The 19,169-nt window shown below is 64.9% G+C and carries 23 protein-coding genes; 4 read left to right on the top strand and 19 right to left on the bottom strand.

What is annotated here, in order from left to right; genetic code table 11:
- Positions 1-20: 20 nt before the first annotated feature.
- The 4 genes from DCG74_RS20820 to DCG74_RS20805 form a co-directional block, all read right to left on the bottom strand.
- Positions 21-704, bottom strand: a complete 684-nt coding sequence (locus DCG74_RS20820; protein WP_172786268.1) for a 4-carboxy-4-hydroxy-2-oxoadipate aldolase/oxaloacetate decarboxylase — start codon at positions 702-704, stop codon at positions 21-23.
- Complete coding sequence (locus DCG74_RS20815) at positions 701-1,414, bottom strand: PIG-L deacetylase family protein (protein ID WP_172786267.1); 714 nt, start codon at positions 1,412-1,414, stop codon at positions 701-703. Before DCG74_RS20815 ends, DCG74_RS20820 begins: the two co-directional genes overlap by 4 nt.
- A 73-nt stretch (positions 1,415-1,487) precedes the next feature.
- Positions 1,488-2,372: an amidohydrolase gene (locus DCG74_RS20810; protein ID WP_172786266.1), complete on the bottom strand. Its 885-nt coding sequence runs from the start codon at positions 2,370-2,372 to the stop codon at positions 1,488-1,490.
- Positions 2,373-2,403: 31 nt separating this feature from the next.
- Entirely contained in the window at positions 2,404-3,114 is a 711-nt protein-coding gene (locus tag DCG74_RS20805; RefSeq protein WP_172786265.1) for a TetR/AcrR family transcriptional regulator, read from the bottom strand.
- Positions 3,115-3,227: 113 nt separating this feature from the next.
- On the opposite strand from DCG74_RS20805, the gene DCG74_RS20800 reads away from it, so the two are divergent.
- Positions 3,228-4,205: a tripartite tricarboxylate transporter substrate binding protein gene (locus DCG74_RS20800; RefSeq protein WP_172786264.1), complete on the top strand. Its 978-nt coding sequence runs from the start codon at positions 3,228-3,230 to the stop codon at positions 4,203-4,205.
- A 34-nt stretch (positions 4,206-4,239) separates the two neighbouring features.
- On the opposite strand, the gene DCG74_RS20795 is transcribed toward DCG74_RS20800, so the two are convergent.
- The gene (locus tag DCG74_RS20795) at positions 4,240-5,382 is read right to left on the bottom strand and encodes a mechanosensitive ion channel family protein (RefSeq protein WP_172786263.1); all 1,143 of its coding nucleotides are present in this window, start codon (positions 5,380-5,382) and stop codon (positions 4,240-4,242) included.
- 126 nt (positions 5,383-5,508) lie between these two features.
- Between DCG74_RS20795 and DCG74_RS20790 the strand changes: the two genes are divergently transcribed.
- Positions 5,509-6,759: a DUF763 domain-containing protein gene (locus tag DCG74_RS20790; RefSeq protein WP_172786262.1), complete on the top strand. Its 1,251-nt coding sequence runs from the start codon at positions 5,509-5,511 to the stop codon at positions 6,757-6,759.
- A gap of 36 nt (positions 6,760-6,795) precedes the next feature.
- On the opposite strand, the gene DCG74_RS20785 is transcribed toward DCG74_RS20790, so the two are convergent.
- The 7 genes from DCG74_RS20785 to DCG74_RS20755 form a co-directional block, all read right to left on the bottom strand.
- Complete coding sequence (locus DCG74_RS20785) at positions 6,796-7,038, bottom strand: hypothetical protein (protein ID WP_172786261.1); 243 nt, start codon at positions 7,036-7,038, stop codon at positions 6,796-6,798.
- A gap of 45 nt (positions 7,039-7,083) precedes the next feature.
- Positions 7,084-7,347, bottom strand: a complete 264-nt coding sequence (locus tag DCG74_RS20780; protein ID WP_172786260.1) for a hypothetical protein — start codon at positions 7,345-7,347, stop codon at positions 7,084-7,086.
- 15 nt (positions 7,348-7,362) lie between these two features.
- Entirely contained in the window at positions 7,363-7,563 is a 201-nt protein-coding gene (locus tag DCG74_RS20775; protein ID WP_172786259.1) for a hypothetical protein, read from the bottom strand.
- A gap of 10 nt (positions 7,564-7,573) precedes the next feature.
- Entirely contained in the window at positions 7,574-7,759 is a 186-nt protein-coding gene (locus DCG74_RS20770) for a hypothetical protein (RefSeq protein ID WP_172786502.1), read from the bottom strand.
- 147 nt (positions 7,760-7,906) lie between these two features.
- Complete coding sequence (locus DCG74_RS20765) at positions 7,907-9,178, bottom strand: cytochrome P450 (RefSeq protein WP_172786258.1); 1,272 nt, start codon at positions 9,176-9,178, stop codon at positions 7,907-7,909.
- Positions 9,179-9,275: 97 nt separating this feature from the next.
- Positions 9,276-9,599: a hypothetical protein gene (locus DCG74_RS20760; RefSeq protein WP_172786257.1), complete on the bottom strand. Its 324-nt coding sequence runs from the start codon at positions 9,597-9,599 to the stop codon at positions 9,276-9,278.
- A gap of 191 nt (positions 9,600-9,790) precedes the next feature.
- Positions 9,791-10,564, bottom strand: a complete 774-nt coding sequence (locus DCG74_RS20755; RefSeq protein WP_172786256.1) for a ferredoxin--NADP reductase — start codon at positions 10,562-10,564, stop codon at positions 9,791-9,793.
- A gap of 157 nt (positions 10,565-10,721) precedes the next feature.
- On the opposite strand from DCG74_RS20755, the gene DCG74_RS20750 reads away from it, so the two are divergent.
- Both DCG74_RS20750 and DCG74_RS20745 read left to right on the top strand, forming a co-directional pair.
- A complete protein-coding gene (locus tag DCG74_RS20750; RefSeq protein ID WP_172786255.1) occupies positions 10,722-11,918 on the top strand; it encodes an amidohydrolase family protein in 1,197 nt (398 codons plus the stop codon).
- A gap of 124 nt (positions 11,919-12,042) precedes the next feature.
- Positions 12,043-12,744 carry a hypothetical protein gene (locus tag DCG74_RS20745; protein ID WP_172786254.1) on the top strand — a complete coding sequence of 234 codons (702 nt, stop codon included), beginning with the start codon at positions 12,043-12,045 and terminating at the stop codon, positions 12,742-12,744.
- 4 nt (positions 12,745-12,748) lie between these two features.
- Here the strand turns inward: DCG74_RS20745 and DCG74_RS20740 are convergent, their stop codons facing one another.
- From DCG74_RS20740 to DCG74_RS20710, 7 genes are all read right to left on the bottom strand, one after another.
- The gene (locus DCG74_RS20740) at positions 12,749-13,138 is read right to left on the bottom strand and encodes a hypothetical protein (protein ID WP_172786501.1); all 390 of its coding nucleotides are present in this window, start codon (positions 13,136-13,138) and stop codon (positions 12,749-12,751) included.
- Positions 13,139-13,299: 161 nt separating this feature from the next.
- Positions 13,300-13,755 carry a MarR family winged helix-turn-helix transcriptional regulator gene (locus DCG74_RS20735; protein WP_172786253.1) on the bottom strand — a complete coding sequence of 152 codons (456 nt, stop codon included), beginning with the start codon at positions 13,753-13,755 and terminating at the stop codon, positions 13,300-13,302.
- A gap of 14 nt (positions 13,756-13,769) precedes the next feature.
- Positions 13,770-14,474, bottom strand: coding sequence for an ABC transporter ATP-binding protein (locus tag DCG74_RS20730; protein WP_172786252.1), 705 nt, complete (start codon positions 14,472-14,474; stop codon positions 13,770-13,772).
- Complete coding sequence (locus DCG74_RS20725; RefSeq protein ID WP_172786251.1) at positions 14,471-15,262, bottom strand: ABC transporter ATP-binding protein; 792 nt, start codon at positions 15,260-15,262, stop codon at positions 14,471-14,473. The genes DCG74_RS20730 and DCG74_RS20725 overlap by 4 nt, the downstream gene beginning before the upstream one ends.
- Positions 15,259-17,148: an ABC transporter permease gene (locus DCG74_RS20720; RefSeq protein ID WP_172786250.1), complete on the bottom strand. Its 1,890-nt coding sequence runs from the start codon at positions 17,146-17,148 to the stop codon at positions 15,259-15,261. Before DCG74_RS20720 ends, DCG74_RS20725 begins: the two co-directional genes overlap by 4 nt.
- Positions 17,149-17,323: 175 nt before the next feature.
- Positions 17,324-18,526, bottom strand: a complete 1,203-nt coding sequence (locus tag DCG74_RS20715; protein ID WP_172786249.1) for an ABC transporter substrate-binding protein — start codon at positions 18,524-18,526, stop codon at positions 17,324-17,326.
- A 32-nt stretch (positions 18,527-18,558) separates the two neighbouring features.
- The gene (locus tag DCG74_RS20710) at positions 18,559-19,143 is read right to left on the bottom strand and encodes an amino acid synthesis family protein (RefSeq protein WP_172786248.1); all 585 of its coding nucleotides are present in this window, start codon (positions 19,141-19,143) and stop codon (positions 18,559-18,561) included.
- Between the last annotated feature and the right edge of the window lie 26 nt (positions 19,144-19,169).

The following is a 19,169-nucleotide window of genomic DNA, read 5'->3' as shown; positions in this document are numbered from 1 at the left end:
CCGCTCCGCTTCTTGTACCTTTAGGCTTCCTCGGGATTGTCGACATAGACGAGGCCCGCTTTCGCCAGGGCCTCGCGCATGTTGTACATGTCGAGGCCGAGCTCGCCCGCGGCGAGGCGCTTGCGCTTGCCGCCCTCATCCGCGTTGCGCTTCTTCGCCTTCTCCGCGACTTCGGCCGCATAGCGCTTCGGCACCACCACAACCCCGTCATCATCGGCCACAACGATGTCGCCGGGATCGACATTGACGCCGGCGCAGACCACGGGGACGTTGACCGAGCCGAGCGTCGCCTTGACCGTGCCCTTGGCCGAAACCGCGCGCGACCACACCGGAAATTTCATCTCGTGCAGCGCTTTGACGTCGCGGCAGCCGGCATCGATGATCAGCCCCTGCACGCCGCGCGCCTGAAGCGAGGTCGCGAGCAATTCGCCGAACATACCGTCAGTATTATCAGTGGTGCAGCCGACGACCAGAATGTCGCCCTTCCGGCACTGCTCGACGGCGACATGGATCATCCAGTTGTCGCCGGGCTGCGCCAGCACCGTGACCGCAGGACCGGCGATCGACGCGCCCGCCCAGACCGGACGCAAGTAAGGCTTCATCAGGCCGATGCGGCCGTAAACCTCGTGCACGGTGGAGACGCCGTACTCCGCCATACCGGCGGGATCGGCCCGCTTGATGTTGCGAACGACGACCGGCTTCACGCGAGTTCCTCCGCCACGGTCGGAAACAGGCGCTGATAGGCCTCACCATATGTCATGGGAACGCCGGTGTTACGGCTGCCCTGGATGCCGCGGTTGAGCGCGACACGCTCGTAATAGCCCCAGAGATGTTTCTGCGCGGCGAGGATCTGGAACGCCTCGTACTTCTCCTTCCAGACCTCGTCGATCTTGAGGATCGTGTCGGGCTTGTAGTTGCATTGCTCGGGCTGATGCGGCTCGAACAGGAAAACCGGCGGCGCCGCATATTTGTACTGCGCGCCGGGCTTGTGGCCCATGGCCTGCGCGACCACGCGGGTCTCCTGTGCGAAATGCGCCGCGTTCGGATGGTCGAAATTGTAGGGGTCTTCCAGCGCATGCGTCAGCACGAAGCTCGGATTGAGCTCGCGGTAGATGTCGACCATCCGGTCGAAATGCGCTTCCGTCAGCTTCAGCGGATAGTCGCCGCAGTCGAAGAACTCGATCTCGGCGCCAAGCAGCCTGGCCGCCCGCTCCGCCTCGTCCTTGCGGCCGGCCTTCACCGATTCCAGCGTCGCGCCCTTCTCCTTCCAGGCGAACTGGCTCTCGCCGCGCTCGCCGAAGGACAGGCACACGATCTTCATCCGATAGCCCTTCTTCGCATGCAGCGCGATGGCGCCGCCGGCGCGCCAGACGAAATCGCCGGGATGGGCTGTGACGACGAGGCCTGTTTTCATGGGCTACTCCTTTTCGTTCGTATGCATGCGGCCACAGTGCATGTCCGCACAGCGTGCCGGTCGCGAAGGCGCGTCACGCCTCGAACTCGAACAGGCGCGCGGGATTGTCGACCAGAATCTTGGTCTGGAGCTCCGGCTCCGGCGCAAACAGCGGGATCAAATCGACGAGATCGCCGTCATTCGGCATCACCTTGACGTTGGGATGCGGCCAGTCCGTGCCCCAGATGACGCGATCCGGCGCGGTCTCGACGATCTTTCGCGCGAACGGCACCGCATCGGTGAACGGCGGACCGGCCGAGGAGACCCGCTCCGAACCGCAGATCTTCACCCAGCACTTCTCGTCGCGCTGCATCAGCTCGATTAGGATCCTGAACGGCAGCTGGTCGAGCCCGTCCGCCGCCTTGACTCGGCCCATATGGTCGATGGTGTAGTTCAGCGGCAGCCTCGTCAGCATGTCGGCATATTCGGGCAGATCGATCGCATCAAAATGCAGATCGACGTGCCAGCCGAGCGGCGTGACCATCGCGACGATGCGGTCGAATGCGCGCTTGTCGGGAACGCCGCCGAGATGGCGGACGAAATTGAAGCGGCAGCCGCGAAAACCGCCCTCGTGCAGCACGCGCAGCTCGCGCTCGGTGATGGTGTCGTCGATGTTGGCGACGGCACGGTAGGCGCCATTGCTCTCAGCGATGGCATCGAGCGCCACCCTGTTGTCGGTGCCGTGCACGCTGGCATTGACGATGACGGCGCGCTCCACGCCGAGCTTGGCGTGCAGCGCGCGAAAATCCTCCAGCGGCGCATCCGGCGGCGTGTAGGAACGCTCCGGCGCGTAAGGATATTTCGCGCCGGGCCCGAAGATATGGCAATGCGCATCACATGACAGCTTCGGCAGCCTGAACTTCGGCGTGCGCGTGTTCGGATCGGGCGGTGGAATGGTCGGCGTATACATCATCGTCATCACGTAAACCGCCGAAGCGAGCCCGCTCGCTTCACGTCTTGCTGGCGACGATCGGCCGCCGCCGCGCCGGCGCGGCCTGGTCCAGCGCCGGCGCCTGGAACGCGGCGACGGTGGCCTGCACCAATTGCTCGATGGCGGCCGCGGCATCGCTGCCGTCCGCCTCGCCGCGCGAAAGGCGCGACACACGCTCCGGCGTCACCAGCGAATAATAGAGAGCGCCGAGCAGGAAATGGCTGCGCCAGACGATGTCCGTGCGCGGAATGTGCGGCAGGCTCTCGTGGACCGCGTCGATGAAGGCGTGGCTGGTGTCGTCGAAGGTCTGTGCGATGATCTTTCGCGCGACCTCGTTGCCTTCCGCCGACATCACCGCGCGCAGCCGCGTGAAACGCGCCCCGCCGCCGGCGAGATCGCTGCCCGAGGTGAAGGCCGGGACCACATAGGCGCGCACGATCGCCTCCAGCCGGTCCTGGAGATCGCGCACGCGCCTTGCGGCCGCGAGCAGCTCGGAGCGGCGCAGGTTCATCGGCCCGCAATGGCGCCGGTAGATCTCCAGCAGCAAACCGTCCTTGGTCTTGAAATGATAGGTCACGCTGCCCGGATTCGCTCCGGCGGCTTGCGCGATGTCGCGCACCGACACGGCATTGAAGCCGTTGGTGGCGAACAGCTCCTCCGCGGCGGCGAGGATCGCCTCGCGCATGTTCGGCTTGCGGGCCGCTTCTTTGCTGGTGGGCTTGCGTACCATGTGATTTGTACTATCGTACAAAAGATCAGGTCTCGTCAACAAGAACGTGGTGATGGCGGGACCGCGTGGAGACCATCGATGGACGCGAATGCCTTCGAGGAGTGCTGGGACATATGCTGGGTTTGAACGAGAAGATCGGCGGCTTGATGCTGGGTGCCGGCTTGCTGCTGGCCGGGAGCGCCGCGCAGGCCGAAAATTATCCGAGCAAGCCGGTCCACATTCTGGTCCCCTACGCCGCCGGCGGCGCGGTCGACGTGCTCGCGCGCACGCTGGGCCAGGCGCTGGCCAAGACCTGGGGGCAGCAGCCGGTGATCGACAACCGTCCCGGCGCGGGCGGCATCGTCGCCTCGCAAGCCCTGACGCAAGCCGCGCCTGACGGTTACACGCTGATCCTGGTCGCCAGCGGTCATCCGCTCAACCAGTTCATCTATCCGAGCGTGCCCTACGACACGTTCAAGGATTTCACCGCCATTACCGAGGTCGCCTCCTCGCCACTGGCGATCGTGGTGGCGAAGGACAGCCCCTACAAGACACTTGGCGATCTCCTTGCCGCGGCCAAGAAGGAGCCGGACAAGCTCTCCTATGGCATGTCCGGCAACGGCACCTCGGCGCATCTCGCCGGCGAGCTATTGAAGCACATGTCCGGCACCAAGATCGTCGCGATCCCCTACAAGGGCGGCGCACCGGCGCTGACGGCCGTCATCGCCGGCGAGATCCCGCTCAGCATCAATCCGCTCGCGGAAGCAATCGGCCAGCTCGAAGGCGGCCCGGTCCGCGCGCTCGCCGTGACCTCGGCCGAACGCTCCAAGGCGCTGCCAAACGTGCCGACGATCGCCGAGGCCGGCGTGCCCGGCTACGACGTCTCGGTCTGGTGGGGCGTGCTTGGTCCTGCAAAGATGCCGCCGGAGATCGTTGCGAAGCTCGAGACCGATCTCAAGGCGGCGCTGCAAGATCCGAGCGTGCTGTCGACGCTCGGCAAGATCGGCGCCACCCCGGTCGGCTCATCGCCCAAGGAGTTTGATGCCTATATGCGTGCGGAGGCGGCCAAATGGGAGCCCGTGCTGAAGGCCGCCAACATCCGCGCGCAATGAGGCAAGGCGCGCCCTGGCAAGAGATCGGCGCTGTTCAGCTGGTGGCGTTCGCCCGCATCTTCTCCGGCGGTGCGAAGCGCCGCGCGAAATCGCCGTCTTCGTCTCCCGACGGGATCAGGATGGCGCGGTCGCGCGGCAGCGCCTCTGGCATCTCGTCGCGGATGAAGGCGATGAGCTTTTCCCTGATCTCGCAGCGCAGGTCCCACGATTGCGGTGCATTCCTGGCGCTGACCAGCGCCCGAAGTTCGATGGTGCGCGAATCGGCATCGATCACCTGCAGATTCACCACCTCCCCGTCCCACAGCTTTGACGCCTTCACCGCCTCCTCCAGCCAGCGCCGGATGCGCGGGACGTCGGCGCGATAGTCGACATGCAGCGCGACGACGCCGATGAGGGATGCGGTGTCGCGCGTCCAGTTCTGGAACGGCTTCTCGATGAAATAGGACAGCGGAACCACCATGCGGCGCCAGTCCCACAACCGGATCACGACATAGGTCGAGGCGATGTCCTCGACCCAGCCCCATTCGTTCTCGATGATCACGGCATCCTCGATGCGGATCGGCTGGGTGATCGCGATCTGCAGGCCCGCGATCAGATTGCTCAGCAGCGGGCGCGCGGCAAGACCGACGATGATACCGGCCGCTCCTGCGGAGGCGAACAGGCTGACGCCGTATTGCTTCACGGAGTCGAACGTCATCAGCGCGGCGGAGACCGTGATGATGACGATAATGGTGTCGGTGACGCGCTTGAACACGCGCACCTGCGTCACATGCTTGCGCGCGACGAAATTCTCGGTAACATCGCGAAAGTTCTGCAAGTAGCGCGCCGCACTCATGTCGACGATCCGGATCGAAATCCATCCGATCAACGCGATGAAGGCCACCACGAACAGCCGCGTCAGGGGGTTGCGGATCGTGTCGTCCAGCGGCGCCAGCGGCAGCACCATTGCGACCGCGGCAAGACAGAGCGCCATTTGCGCCGGGCCAGCGGTCCGCTCGATGAACACGCTCAGCAGCGGAAGGCGCGTTGCGAAAGCGCGCGTGAGCACCCACGTGGCGATCCGGTAGGCCACCAAGGCCAGAAGGATCGCACCGCCAACCAGGCTGAGCCCGATGAACCATGACGGTATCCAGCCGAACATCGCGTCGATTTCGGCCGTAAGGGCCTGCCAATCCATGGATCGTCCCCATCATTGCATTCACGCAACCCGCACAACGCCTCCTGGCCGGCTTCGCTCCCCCGCTCCGTGCAATGCAGCATCCCGCAGGTGCAACCGTCGCTGAGCTGCGCTAGGCTTGTCGGCATGACTCGACGTACCGGCAGCGCCGATCTTCCTCTTCACACCGGGCGGGTTCCGCCCTGGCTGGCAAGCCGCATGTCCTCCCTGGGGGCGATCGTCACCCAGGCGATCGTGCATCATTACGGCCGCGACGCGTTTCTGCAGCGGCTGTCGCATCCATTCTGGTTCCAGTCGTTTGGCGCCGTGATGGGGATGGACTGGCACTCCTCCGGCATCACCACCTCGGTGATCGGCGCGCTGAAGCGCGGGCTCGGACCGCTCCAGGACGAGCTCGGGATTTACGTCTGCGGCGGCCGCGGTCAGCATTCGCGCAAGACGCCGGACGAGCTGTTGCAACTCGGCGAGCGCGTCGGATTCGACGGCATCGAGCTGACGCGTGCCAGCCGTCTGGTCGCCAAGGTCGACAGTGCCGCGGTCCAGGACGGCTTTGACCTTTACCTGCACGGCTTCTTCGTCACCGCTGAGGGCAAATGGACGGTGGTTCAGCAGGGCATGAACGGCGACAAGCGGCAGGCGCGGCGCTATCACTGGCATTCCGAGGCACTGAAGAGCTTTGTCGATACGCCGCATAGCGCAATCGACGGGCCGCAGCAGGGAGAGATCGTCAATCTCACCGATCATCGCGCCGATATGTCTCGGACGGCGCAGCTCGAGCTGCTCTCCGATCTCGGTCCGGATCGCATCGTCTCAGAATTCGAACGGCTCGCGGGGACCGCGTCCACACCGGCGCAAGGCATGCTGCCGCATCTGATCATGCCGGCACATCATGATGTGCGGCCGAAGGACGTGTTCGCACGCCGTCTGCACGGCACGCTGGCCGCGGCGGCCGAGCGCGGCCCGGCGGATTTTCCGGAACTGCTGCTGACGCCGGGCGTCGGCGCGCGCACCGTGCGCTCGCTGGCGATGGTCGCAGAGATCGTGCACGGTGCGCCCTATCGTTTCACCGACCCCGCGCGTTTCTCGCTCGCCCATGGCGGCAAGGACCGGCATCCCTACCCCGTTCCGATCAAGGTCTATGACGAGACCATCCGGGTGCTGAAAGGCGCGATCCAGAACGCGAAGCTCGGACGCGAGGAGGAGATGCAGGCGATCAAGCGCCTCGACGACCAGGCGCGGCGGCTGGAGCGAACCGCGCGCGGCCCCTCGGTCGCGGCTTTCATCGCCGGTGAGCGTGCGGCCTCACCGGATCTCGATGGCCGCTCGGTGTTCGGCTGGGAGCGCGATCTTGCGTCTACAAAAAAGCGGACCGGCTGAACGCCGGTCCGCAAGCTGGCGGGGGGAACGCCCCTCTCAGGTCTCGTCGGCGTCCGGCTCCCGTTCGAGCCGGTTGGCCGCGTGATCCTGATACTGCTCGGTCTGAATGGCCTTGCTGTCCATGCCGCGGATGTCCGAATGCTGTTTCTTGTCTCGGTTGGACAGGACCATGTTGTCGCCGATCATCTCCTTCGGCACGTCGGTCAACGCGCCGGTGCCGTCGCCCTTGCCATGCATGCCCGATCTGAAATGCGTCTTGCTGCCGTGGCCACCTGGCATCAGTCTCTCCTCTTGCAGTGATCTCTTGCAGTCGTCTTGCGAAGATTAGTGCTTCTGTTGTGCCGTCGTCGGCTTGGGCGGCTTGTGGCCGCTCTGGCCGGGATCGTTGTGCTTGTTGTGATCGCTTTCCTGGTTGAGGCCGCCGCGGCTCACCGGAAACTCGCTGTGACGCACCCCCGGGTTGGCACGATGGACGCGCGTGTCTTGCGGGCTATGGCCGGCGGCCTGCTCGAGCTCTCGCGCATCCGGAACATCGGGCTTCCGCTCGAGGATGCGCACCTGCTGTTCGTGAGTCTTCTTGCCCTGCATATTGATCTCCAATCGTCACCTGCCTCCGCCCTTTCCGGCCTCGTCGTGCCTGTGATGGGAATCGTGCTCGCCACCGCCGCCGGAAACCCGGCTGTGGCTGCGCTGCCGATCATCCGCCGGCGGTTTCTTCACCTCAAGCGGCGCCTTCGCGTTCTCGTGCGAGGCGCCGGGTCCGCCCTGACGAATGCTGTTCGGTGTCTTCGTGGATGTCGACAATGTCGCCTCCTCAGCGATCTTGCTGATAGCCTTGATTGGTCGTGTTCTGCTTGATGTTGCCTTGCTGTCCCTGCTGATCCGGATTCTGCGCACGTTGCTGACCGTGCGGGATCTGATCGGCGGGCGTTTGCTTGCGATCTCCAGTTCCCTTGTGGCTCTGATTGTCCGGTGGAACAGGTGGCATCTTGCTGGCCATGATCTTGTCTCCTGTTAAGACGTCGATCTGCGACATGCGCTCAAGGAACTCTCCTCCGTGTCATGTCGGGATAACAACAGCACGATCGGCACACCGTTCCTGATCGTTCACATCCGGCAAAGATTTTCCGAAAGGGCGTTGCCGACGTCAGTTCGCCGCGGTGAGGGAACGATCGTCTCTCGTTCCCGTGCGTGACGTCGTCTCTGTTCCGCGGCCCTCTGGCGCGACAGGAAGCTTCGCGATCGCGCGCAGGCCCGGCCGCTTGCGCCAGCGGACCTCGGCGGAATCGACGGCCAGACTCAATTTCGGCCAGCGCACGAACAGCGCCTGCAGCGCACAGGCCGCCTCGATCCGCGCAAGCTGATGGCCGAGGCAGAAGTGGATTCCCGTGCCGAAGGAGATATGGCGGTTCGGCTTGCGTTCGAGATCGAGGGTCTCGGGACGATCATGAACCGTGGGATCCATGTTCGCGGCGGCAAGCATCACCATGACGCGATCGCCCTTCTTCAGGCGCACGCCTTCGACCTCGACATCGCGCCGCACATAGCGCGGCTTGGAGAATTGCACCGGCGAGACGAAGCGCAGGAACTCCTCGACCGCGAGCCCGACACGGCTCCAGTCCTGTTCCAGCCAGTCGCGCAGCTCGGGATTCCTGAGCAGCTCGTAGACGGAACCGCTGATGAGATGGGTGGTGGTTTCCGATCCCGCGGCGAGCAGCAGAAACACCATCGAAACCATTTCATCCGGCGTGATCTGACCGCCTTCGCGCTCGACCTGAATCAACTCGGCAATCAGGCCCTCGCCGCCCTGCACGCGCGCGGTCTGCAACTGCTGCTCGAGGTAGGAGCGCATCTTGCGGAACGCGAACAGCAGGGACAAGAAGCTGACGACGTTCGTCAACGAGGACATCGCGTTGGCCCAGGCGATGAACTTTGGACGATCTGCCAGCGGCAGGCCGAGCAGCTCCGAGATCACCGCGAGCGGCAGGATGCGCGCATAGCGCTGGACCAGATCGGCCGGGCATTCCTCCGCGAACAGCTCATCGGCCAGACCGTCGGCGATGGCCCGGATGCGCGGCTCCATCGCGACGATCGCGCGGCGGCGAAACGCTTCGTCCACGATGCTGCGCAGCCGCGTGTGATCCGGCTCGTCCATCGTCAGCATGCTGTTGGCGATAGTCCTGACGAACCTCGGCATCCACCAGCGCAAGCCCGCGACGTCGCCATCGTCCTTGCGCAACGTGAAGGTCGCGCCGTCCTTCAGCACCTGCGCGGTGGCGTCATGGGTCGTGGTGATCCAGACATTGCCGACGAGAGGAAACCGCGTCGCGACCACAGGGCCTGACATGCGCAAGTTCGCGATCGCCTTGGGCGGATCGCGAAAGAAGGCCTCGCTGGTGAAATCGAGGCGCGCTGTCATGGGATCACCGGAGCGATTGGTGGCGTATCACCGAGATGGTGCACGGCGCGGCCGGCGCAAGGGCGCGTCTGCGCGTCGGCCGCAGGCGTGGAGAGCTCTATCCGCGCCCGGAGGAGCGCTGGCCGCTCTTGCGCTGCTGTTGGGTGTAGGCGTCCCAATGGCTCCAACTGCCATTGCTGAGGCTCTGCAGGTCCGTTGCGAGGGGACGGCGCGTGCGCTTGTCGTGATCGGCAATCACCCGCTCCGACTGCGCGATCTTGCGCTTGAGTTCCGTGATCGTCTTCTGCGTCTGGCCATTGCGCTTCGAGGTGGCGATCTCGCCCATCGTGAAGCGCGCGGTCTCCAGCGCCTTCAACTCGGCGCGGTTCTTCTTCAACTGAACCCGGTGCCAGGCGATGTTGCTGTCGCTGTCCGCAACCATGTGGGAACTCCGCTGATTCGGTCCCACATAGTATCGTGCGCCGAATCGGCGCCGCAACGCCCCGGCGGTGGCGAAAATGCGATCTTCTCGCGCAGAAATTCCGGGCCTAGCGCCCCGGGAACGGGGCTCTAGGTTCTTATTTGGACGCGTTTTCTTGACGCGAACCGGTATCCACTTCGCTCGAAAACGCTTTAACGCTCGGCGAACGCCTTCTCGACCACGAACTGGGCCGGCTCGCCGTGATTGCCCTCGACGAAGCCGCGCTCGCCCAAGAGGACGCGGGTGTCCGCCACCAGCGCCGGGCTGCCGCAGATCATGACGCGATCATGGGCGGCTTCCAGTGCCGGCAGGCCGATGTCGGCGAAGAGCTTGCCCGAGGTGATGAGGTCGGTGATGCGGCCGCGGTTGCGGAAGGGATCGCGCGTCACGGTCGGATAGTAGATCAGCTGGTTTTGGATGTACTCGCCGAGCAGCTCGTCCTTCGGCAGGTGCTCGGTGATCATCTCGCCATAGGCGAGCTCCTTGACGTGCCGGCAGCCGTGCAGAAGCACCACCTTCTCGAACCGCTCGTAGGTCTCGGGATCCTTGATCACGCTCAGGAACGGCGCAAGGCCGGTGCCGGTACCGATCAGGTAGAGGTTGCGGCCCTCTTCCAGATTGTCGATCACCAGCGTGCCGGTGGCCTTGCGGCTGACGATGATCTCGTCGCCTTCCTTCAAATGCTGGAGCCGCGAGGTCAGCGGTCCATCAGGCACCTTGATCGAGAAGAACTCCAGCGTGTCCTCGTAATTGGCGCTGGCGACGCTGTAGGCCCGCAGCAGCGGCTTCTCGCCGACCTTGAGCCCGATCATGGTGAATTCGCCGTTACGGAAGCGGAAGGTCGGGCTGCGGGTGGTCTTGAAGGAGAACAGCGTGTCGGTCCAGTGGTGGACGCTCAAAACGCTTTCCTGATTGAAATTGCTCATCTCACCTTCCCTGTCGCGTCAATTGCGGTTCCGAGGCCGGCAGCTATGCGTCGTTTGTACACGATCATTCGTATACTAATGAATAATCCGGCTTGATCCCGCGGTCAAGGCTGCCCAAGATCGGAAGCGTTGCAGTTACGAATAAGGAGCCCCTTCCATGGCGCATGACGCACCCCAGGCCACCGGACCCTCGAAGCTGGTGATCCGCAATATCGGCCTGATCCTGTCCGGCGCTTTGGAAAAGCCGATCCTGGACGGCGACACCATCGTCGCCGAGAACGGCAAGATCACCGCGATCGGCCGCTTCAAGGACGTCGACATCGAAGGCGCCACCACCATCGTCGACGCCAACGGCACCACGGTGGCGCCGGGTCTGATCGACAGCCACGTCCACCCTGTCGCCGGTGACTGGACGCCGCGCCAGAACCAGATCAACTGGATCGACAGCTACCTCCACGGCGGCGTCACCACCATGATCTCCGCCGGCGAAGTCCACATGCCCGGCCGGCCCCGCGACGTCGTCGGACTCAAGGCGATGGCCGTGTTCGCCCAGCGCGCGTTCTGGACCCTGCGGCCCGGCGGCGTGAAGGTTCACGCCGGCGCGCCGGTGATCGAATGCGAGATGGTGGAAGAAGACTTCAAGGAGATGGCCGCCAACGGCGTCAAGCTGCTCGGCGAGGTCGGCCTCGGCGGCGTCAAGGACGGCCCGACCGCGCGCAAGATGGTCGGCTGGGCGCGCAAATACGGCATCCAGAGCACCATCCACACCGGCGGCCCGTCGATCCCCGGCTCCGGCCTGATCGACAAGGACGTGGTGCTGGAGGCCGATACCGACGTGGTCGGCCACATCAACGGCGGCCACACCGCCCTGCCCGACGACCAGATCCGCTGCATCTGCGAGGGCTGCAAGCGCGGCCTCGAGCTCGTGCACAACGGCAACGAGCGCTCGGCCCTGTTCACGCTGCGCACCGCGCGCGAGATGGGCGACCTGCACCGCGTCATCCTCGGCACCGACGCGCCCGCCGGCTCCGGCGTGCAGCCGCTCGGCATCCTGCGCATGGTCTCGATGCTGTCCTCGCTCGGCGACCTCCCGGCCGAGATCGCGTTCTGCCTTGCCACCGGCAACACCGCCCGGATGCGGCAGCTCGACTGCGGCCTGATCGAGGTCGGCCGCTCCGCCGACTTCGTCATCATGGACAAGGCGCAGCACTCGCCGGGCAAGAACATCCTGGAGAGCGTGCAGCTCGGCGACCTCCCCGGCATCGGCATGACCATCATCGACGGCATCGTGCGCACCCAGCGCAGCCGCAACACGCCGCCGGCCGGCAAGGTGCCGGAGGTGGTGGCGAAGTGACGCAGCCGGAGCGGCCCGCCGCTCCGCATCGTCCCTCGAAGGCATTGAACAAGTCGCAAGCCTGTTGCGTCTAACGCAGGCAGCCCTCGGCGGCGGCAGCGCATTGTTCCACCATCGAGGAGACATGAAGAACTCATCACGGATAGCCGCCGGCGTTGCTGGCGCGGTGGCGGGCTATATCGCGATCTTCGTGCTGTTCTCCCTGCTCGGTGTCGGCAACCGGGCGGACCCGATCGCATCGGGTCTGCTGGGACTGTTCGTCTACTCACCCATGGGTGCAATCGCCGGCGCGGTCCTCGCCAATTGGCTCGTGACGCGTTCGGGCAAAGATACAGGGCAGGACGCAGGCATCGGCGGCGTCGCGCGGAACAGCTTGAAGTCGCTCGGCATCGTCGCCCTGCTCTGCACCGCCGGGATCGGCGCCTACATCGCCTACGCTTACGCGACCGCCACGCCCTGGCTCAACCGCAACGGCGCCAATCCCCTGCTCGTGTTCGAGGTCCGCTTTCCGGCGGGGGTCACGGTGCCGACATCAGCGCAGGGCATCGCCATCGAACTGCAGACCGACCTCAACACCATGCCGGGCGAAGTCAGGGTGGCCGCGTTCTATCGCGACGGCGATCAGGCCGTTATCGCCGGCGAAGTCGAGCTGGCGTTTCGAACCTCGTACCGGCAGCTCGCCGTCAACATCCAGGGCCAGCCGAGCCGGATCTATCCGATCGATTTGACGGCCCGGGCGCCGCATACGCCGGAATTCGGAACGTGGCGGCGGCTTGGTGACGGCAGCGAGATCTGCTACCGCGCCAAATGGCCGGGAAAGACGTAAGAGATCAGCGCTTCTTTGCGATCTCACAGCGCACATAGGTCTGGCGCTTGACCTGCCCAACTGGACCATTGTCCATCACCAATCTGCCATCCGCAGCGATGGAGATGCGAGGGTTGGAGCGAAATTTTTCGCCCTCGCCTTCGCAGGCGAGCTTCATTTTCCAACCGAGGCTTCCGTCGGCCGTGATTGCGCTGGCGCGGCACCGCGTCTCGTACCAGTACAGGCGATTGCCGCCCTCGATGCTCATGCGGTTGGGACTATCCTCGTTGCGACAGTCCTTTTTGGTCGAGGCCCAGAAGCCTTCGTAACGCTCCGCGGCAAGGGCAGGAGCGCATTGGCCGGCGAGCACGGCACCAAGACTCAAGACAACCGCAAAGCGCATCGCAACTCTCATGACCAAAACCTCGATAAATCCTTCATCGAGGTTAGTCGCCAGTTCCGGCACCTTGTTCAACTGCCGTAGGGTGGGCAAAGGCGCGAAGCGCCGTGCCCACGATTTTTGCGATTCGGGAAAGGATGGTGGGCACGCTTCGCTTTGCCCACCCTACGGCACCTTCATCTGAGCTTGTTCAGCAGCGCCATCAGCGTGTCGCGCTCTTTCGCGTCGAGCGGCGCCAGCGTCTCGCGGGTGATCGCCAGCGCATTCGGCGCGAGCTTTTCGGCAAGCTGCTGACCGGCGCGGGTCAGGCTCACCAGCAGGCGCCGGCCGTCCTCGGGATCCTGGCTCGTTTCGGTCAGGCCGCGCGCGGTGAGACGATCGATCACGCCCTTGATGGTCGCGACGTCCATCGCCGTGAGGCGCCCGAGCTGATTCTGCGAGCACGGCCCGGTCTCGGCCAGTTTCGACAGCGCCGCCCATTGCGTCGGCGTCAGGTTGGTGCCGATATCGCGGGTGAAGATCGAGCTGTGGCGCTGCCAGACCTGGCGCAGGATGAAGCCGACCTGTTCGTCGAGCACGTAAGGCGGTTTCGCCGGTTTGACGCTCTTCTTTGCCGTAACACTTCTCGCCATCCGCTGCGCGCCCCTCACAACGACAGATGCGCGTCGCGGATATCCGGGCGCGCGTCGAGCTCGGCCATGGTGCCGCCGAAGCAGATCCGGCCGCGCTCGATAATGTAGGCGCGATCCGAAATCAGCCGCGCGAAATGCAGATTCTGCTCGGAGACGACGATGCTGACGCCTTCCTTCTTCATGGTCAGGATGGCATCGACCATCTGCTCCACGATCTTCGGCGACAGGCCCTCCGACGGCTCGTCCAGCAGCACCAGCGAGGGATTGCCCATCAGCGTACGCGCGATGGTGAGCATCTGCTGCTCGCCGCCGCTCATGCGTCCGCCCGGGCGGTTCTTCATCTCGCCCAGGTTCGGAAACAGCGCGAACAGCTTTTCGCGCGTCCAGTGCGGCGCGTTCGGACGCTTCGGCTGGCGGCCGACTTCGAGGTTTTCCTCGACGGTCAGGTCCGTGAAGATGCGCCGCTCCTCCGGCACGTAGCCGAGGCCCTCCCGCACGATCTCGTGCGTCGGCTTCGACGAGACGTCCTTGCCCTCGAACGTGATGCGGCCGGAGCGCTGCGCGACGAGGCCGACGATCGAGCGGAACGTCGTCGACTTGCCGGCGCCGTTGCGCCCCAACAGCGCCACCACCTCGCCCTCGCCGACTTCGAAGCCGATGTCGAACAGGATATGCGCCGGACCGTAATGGCTGTTGAGGTCTTGCACCGTGAGCTTCATGTCGATGCCCCCTCGCGGTGGCGGGCATCGTAGACAAGGCCCTCGCCGAGATAGACCGCTTGCACCTGGGGATTGCCGCGCACGTCCGCCGGCGAGCCCTCCGCGATCAACGTCCCCCGGTTTAGGACGATGATGCGGTCGGCATGCTCGAACACCACGTCCATGTCATGCTCGGTGAAGAGCACGCCGATGGATTTTTCCCGGGCAATGCCCGCGGTCAGCCGCATCAACTCGACGCGCTCGCGCGGTGCCATGCCGGCCGTCGGCTCGTCCATCAGCAGCAGTTTGGGCTGGTTGGCGAGTGCGACTGCAAGCTCGAGTCGCTTGAGATCGCCATAGGCAAGCTCGCCGCAGGGCCGGTCCGCATAACCGCCCATGCCGACCAGCTCGAGCAGGCGGCCGGCCTCGGCGCGGTCGAACTTCGGCGCCGAGCCGAACAGATTGAACAGTTGCTTCCCATGCGAGATCAGCGCGACCTGCACGTTCTCGCGCACGGTCATGGTGGCGAAGGTCGCGGTGATCTGGAACGTGCGGCCGACGCCGAGCCGCCAGACCTCACGCGGCTTCCGGCCCGTGATCTCTTCGCCGAGCAGGCGGACGTGCCCGCTATCAGGCTTGTTCTGGCCGTTGAGCATGTCGAAGCAGGTGCTTTTTCCCGCCCCGTTCGGCCCGATCAGCGCCAGGATCTCGCCGGCCCGCAGCGAGAACGACACGCCGCGCACGGCATGGATGCCGCCATAGGATTTGGTCAGGCCTTCGACCGCGAGAAGTGGGGGTGCAACGCTCATTCGGCAGACTCGATCGGCTTGGCGAGCAAGGGGGATCCCGGCGGCGATGCTTTCTTCCGGCGCTGCGCCAGCATCTCAAGCGTGCCGACGATGCCCTTGGGGAAGACGACGACGATCAGCATGATGAAGCCGCCGAGCACGAGCTTCGACAGATCGGTCTGGCTCACCAGCCAGATGTTCAAAGCCTTGTAGACGATGGCGCCGATCACCGCGCCCGACACCGTCTCGACGCCGCCGAGCAGCACCATGACCAGCGCGTCGACCGACAGCGAGATGCCGAGATTGTCGGGGAACACGCTGCCCTTGAGATAGGCGAACAATGCGCCGCCGATGCCGGCGGTCGTGCCTGCGATCACGAAGGCGGTCCACTGGATGCGCTTGGCATCGATGCCGATGGCTTCGCTGCGCAGGCCTGAGTCGCGCGTGGCGCGAAGCGCGTAGCCGAACGGCGAGAACACCATGGCTCGCAGCGCGACGGTCACCAGCGCCGCGACGCCGAGCGCAAGCCAGTAGAAGCGCGACGGGCTTGCCGCCCAGCTCGAGGGCCAGAGGCCGAGAATGCCGTTGTCACCGCCGGTCACGTTCACCCACTGGAACGCGATCGACCACACGATCTGCGCAAAGGCGAGCGTCAGCATCGCGAAATAGACGCCGGAGAGCTGCACCGCGAAGAAGCCGAACACCGCCGCGCCCATGCAGCCGAGCAGCGGGCCGAGCAGCAGGCAGACGATCATCGGCAGTCCCGCCATCTTGGCGAGAAAGGCGATGCCATAGGCGCCCAGGCCGAAATAGGCGGCGTGACCGAACGAGGCGAGGCCGCCGACCGACATCAGGAAGTGCAGGCTGACGGCGAAGATCACGAAGATCGCGATCTCCGAGCCCACGGTCAGCAGATAATTGCCGGCGAACAGCGGCAGCATCGCTGCGATCACGAGCGCCGCAAGCGCCATCAGCCGCTCGCTCGAGGTCAGCGGCCGCCAGGGATTGACGGTGAGGCCCGGCGTCTTGCGCGCGGCCGCTTCCGGCTTGCCGAACAGGCCCCAGGGACGCACGATCAGCACCACCGCCATCACCAGGAAGACCAGGATGATGGAGATCTTCGGGAAGATCAGGATGCCGAAGGCATTCAGCTCGGAGACCAGCACCGCCGCGACGAAAGCGCCGACGATGCTGCCGAGGCCGCCGATCACGACCACGACGAACACCTCGACGATGATGCGCAGATCCATGGCGTGATGCACGGCATCGCGCGGTATCTGAAGCGCGCCGCCGAGCGCTGCGAGGAAGACGCCGACGGCGAACACGCTCGTGAACAGCCATTTCTGATTGACGCCGAGGGCTGCCACCATGTCGCGGTCCTGCGTCGCCGCGCGCACCAGCACGCCCCAGCGCGTGCGCTGGAACAGCAGCCAGAGAATGCCGAGCACGACGGGGCCGAGCACGATCAGAAACAGATCGTAGCTCGGAATGTTCTGGCCGAAGAAATCGATCGCGCCCTTGAACCCCGGCGCGCGGCGGCCGACGAGGTCGTCAGGCCCCCAGATCAGCACGACCAGATCCTCGACCATCAAGGTCAGACCGAAGGTCGCGAGCAGCTGGAACAGCTCGGGCGCATGATAGATGCGCCGGAGCAGCACCATCTCGACGATGACGCCGATCAGCGCCACCGCGAACGCGGCCAGCACGATGCCGCCCCAGAAGCCGAATGCGCCGGACAGGCGCTCGGTCAGCGTGAAGGCGATGTAGGCGCCGATCATGTAGAAGGCGCCATGCGCGAAATTCACGATCCGCGTCACGCCGAAGATGATCGACAGGCCCGATGCCACCAGGAACAGCGACGCCGCGCTGGCGAGACCGGTCAGAAACTGTACGACGTAAAAGGCCATCGGCGGTCCGGGTTCGTTGAAATCGTAGGGTGGGTTAGCCCTGCAGATGCGCAGAGCGCATCTGCTCGGCGTAACCCACCGCCTTTTCTCGTGTGGCACCGAAAGTGGTGGGTTACGCCGAGCGGTCTGCGCTACGCGCAGTCCGCAGGGCTAACCCACCCTACGGCAGCAGAACTCAATCCTTCGGACGCAGCTTCTCGACTTCGGCATCGCCAGGCAGATAGTCCGCGCCCTTCTTGTAGGACGACTCCACCATCACGCCCTTGCCGTCCTTCAGCGCGGTCTTGCCGACGTAAGCGCCGAGCGTCGACTGGTGGTCGATCTTGCGGAAGGTGATCTCGCCGAACGGCGACGGCGTCGTCAGCCCCTCCGCAGCGGCAATCAGCTTCTCCGGATCAGTCGAGCCGGCCTTCGCCAGAATCGCGGCGGCCGACTTGATGGTCTGGTAACCGACGATCGAGCCGAGGCGCGGATAGTCGTTGTACTTGGCCTGATACGCCTTCAGGAACGCATCATGCTCGGGAGTCTTGATCGAGTACCAGGGATAGCCGGTGACGATCCAGCCCTCCGGCGTCTCGTCCTTGAGCGGGTCGAGATATTCGGGCTCGCCGGTCAGGAAGGAGACCACCTCGCGCCCCTTAAACAGGCCACGCGTGTTGCCTTCACGCACGAGCTTGACGAGGTCCGCGCCGAACGTCACGTTGAGGATCGCTTCCGGATTTGCCGCGGCAACCGCCTGCACCACCGGGCCGGCGTCGATCTTGCCCTGCGGCGGCCATTGCTCGTCGACCCACTGGATGTCGGGGCGCTTCTCCGACATCAGCTTCTTGAACACCGCGACCGCCGACTGGCCGTACTCGTAGTTCGGCGCAATCGTCGCCCAGCGTTTTGCGGGCAGCTTGCTGGCGGCTTCCACCAGCATCGCAGCCTGCATGTAGTTGGAGGGGCGCAGGCGGAAGGTGTACCTGTTGCCCTTGGACCAGGTGATGGCGTCCGTGAGCGGCTCGGCCGCGAGGAAGAACACCTTCTTCTGGTTGGCGAAATCAGAGACCGCAAGACCGATGTTCGACAGGAACGTGCCGGCGAGCATCGCGACGCCCTCGCTCGAGACGAGCTCGTTGGCCGCGGTCTGCGCGTCCGCCGGCTTGCCGCCGTCGTCCTTGGAGATGACGACGAGCTTCTTGCCATTGATGCCGCCGGCCGCGTTGACTTCCTCGACCGCAAGCTGCCAGCCCTTGCGATAGGGCTCGGTGAACGCCGGCAGCAGCGAATAGCTGTTGATCTCGCCGATCTTGATGTCCTGCGCCAGGGCCGAATGAGCCATGCCGCTCGCCAGAAGCGCGAAGGCCGCGCCGACGAAGTAATTTCTTGCTCGCATCCCAACCTCCAGTTTGAACTCGCTTATGACTTCTATCTCAGACCGTCTTCGCCCTTGATCTCCGCAACCGTCAGCCCGCCGACCCGCGGCAGCGGACGGCCGCTGTCGGTGACGGCGACCGCGACCATGATCTCGTTGGCACGCGGCGCGTCGTTGATCTGCACTTCCATACCGTCGAAATGACTGCGCACGAAGGCCGCGTCCTTGTGCCCGAGCGGGATGTCCAGCGTCGTGCCCGGACCGCTGCGCTTCTTCGACGAGGGGATCAGCGCCGCGCCCTTGCCCAGAACCTTGCGCACCGGCGCGCCCATCTTGGGGTGGAGGATCGCGGCGGCATGCTCCAGCTCGCCGTTCTCGCCGACCGCCGCGGCCTTGCCGTAGCTGTGCGCCTTGGCGCCATCGATGCCGAGCGCCGCCACCGCGCGTTTCGACAAGAGCTCGCCCAGCTCCTCGCCGATCGCGATCAGCGGCGAAAGATCCTCGACGTATCTTCCGGCAAACGGATTCTCGATGACGGCAATCGCCGCAGCACGCCGGGTCGGCGGTGATACCTGTCGGCCCATCTCCATCTGCGTCTCTTCGACGACAGTGACGATCTTGCGGATGATCGCGCTCATGGCTGCTTCCTCTGGACACTTCCCTG

Source organism: Bradyrhizobium sp. WBAH42 (assembly GCF_024585265.1).
Taxonomy (GTDB): Bacteria; Pseudomonadota; Alphaproteobacteria; order Rhizobiales; family Xanthobacteraceae; genus Bradyrhizobium.
Note: the sequence above shows the minus strand (reverse complement) of the source record. Positions and strands in the feature narration are given on the sequence as shown.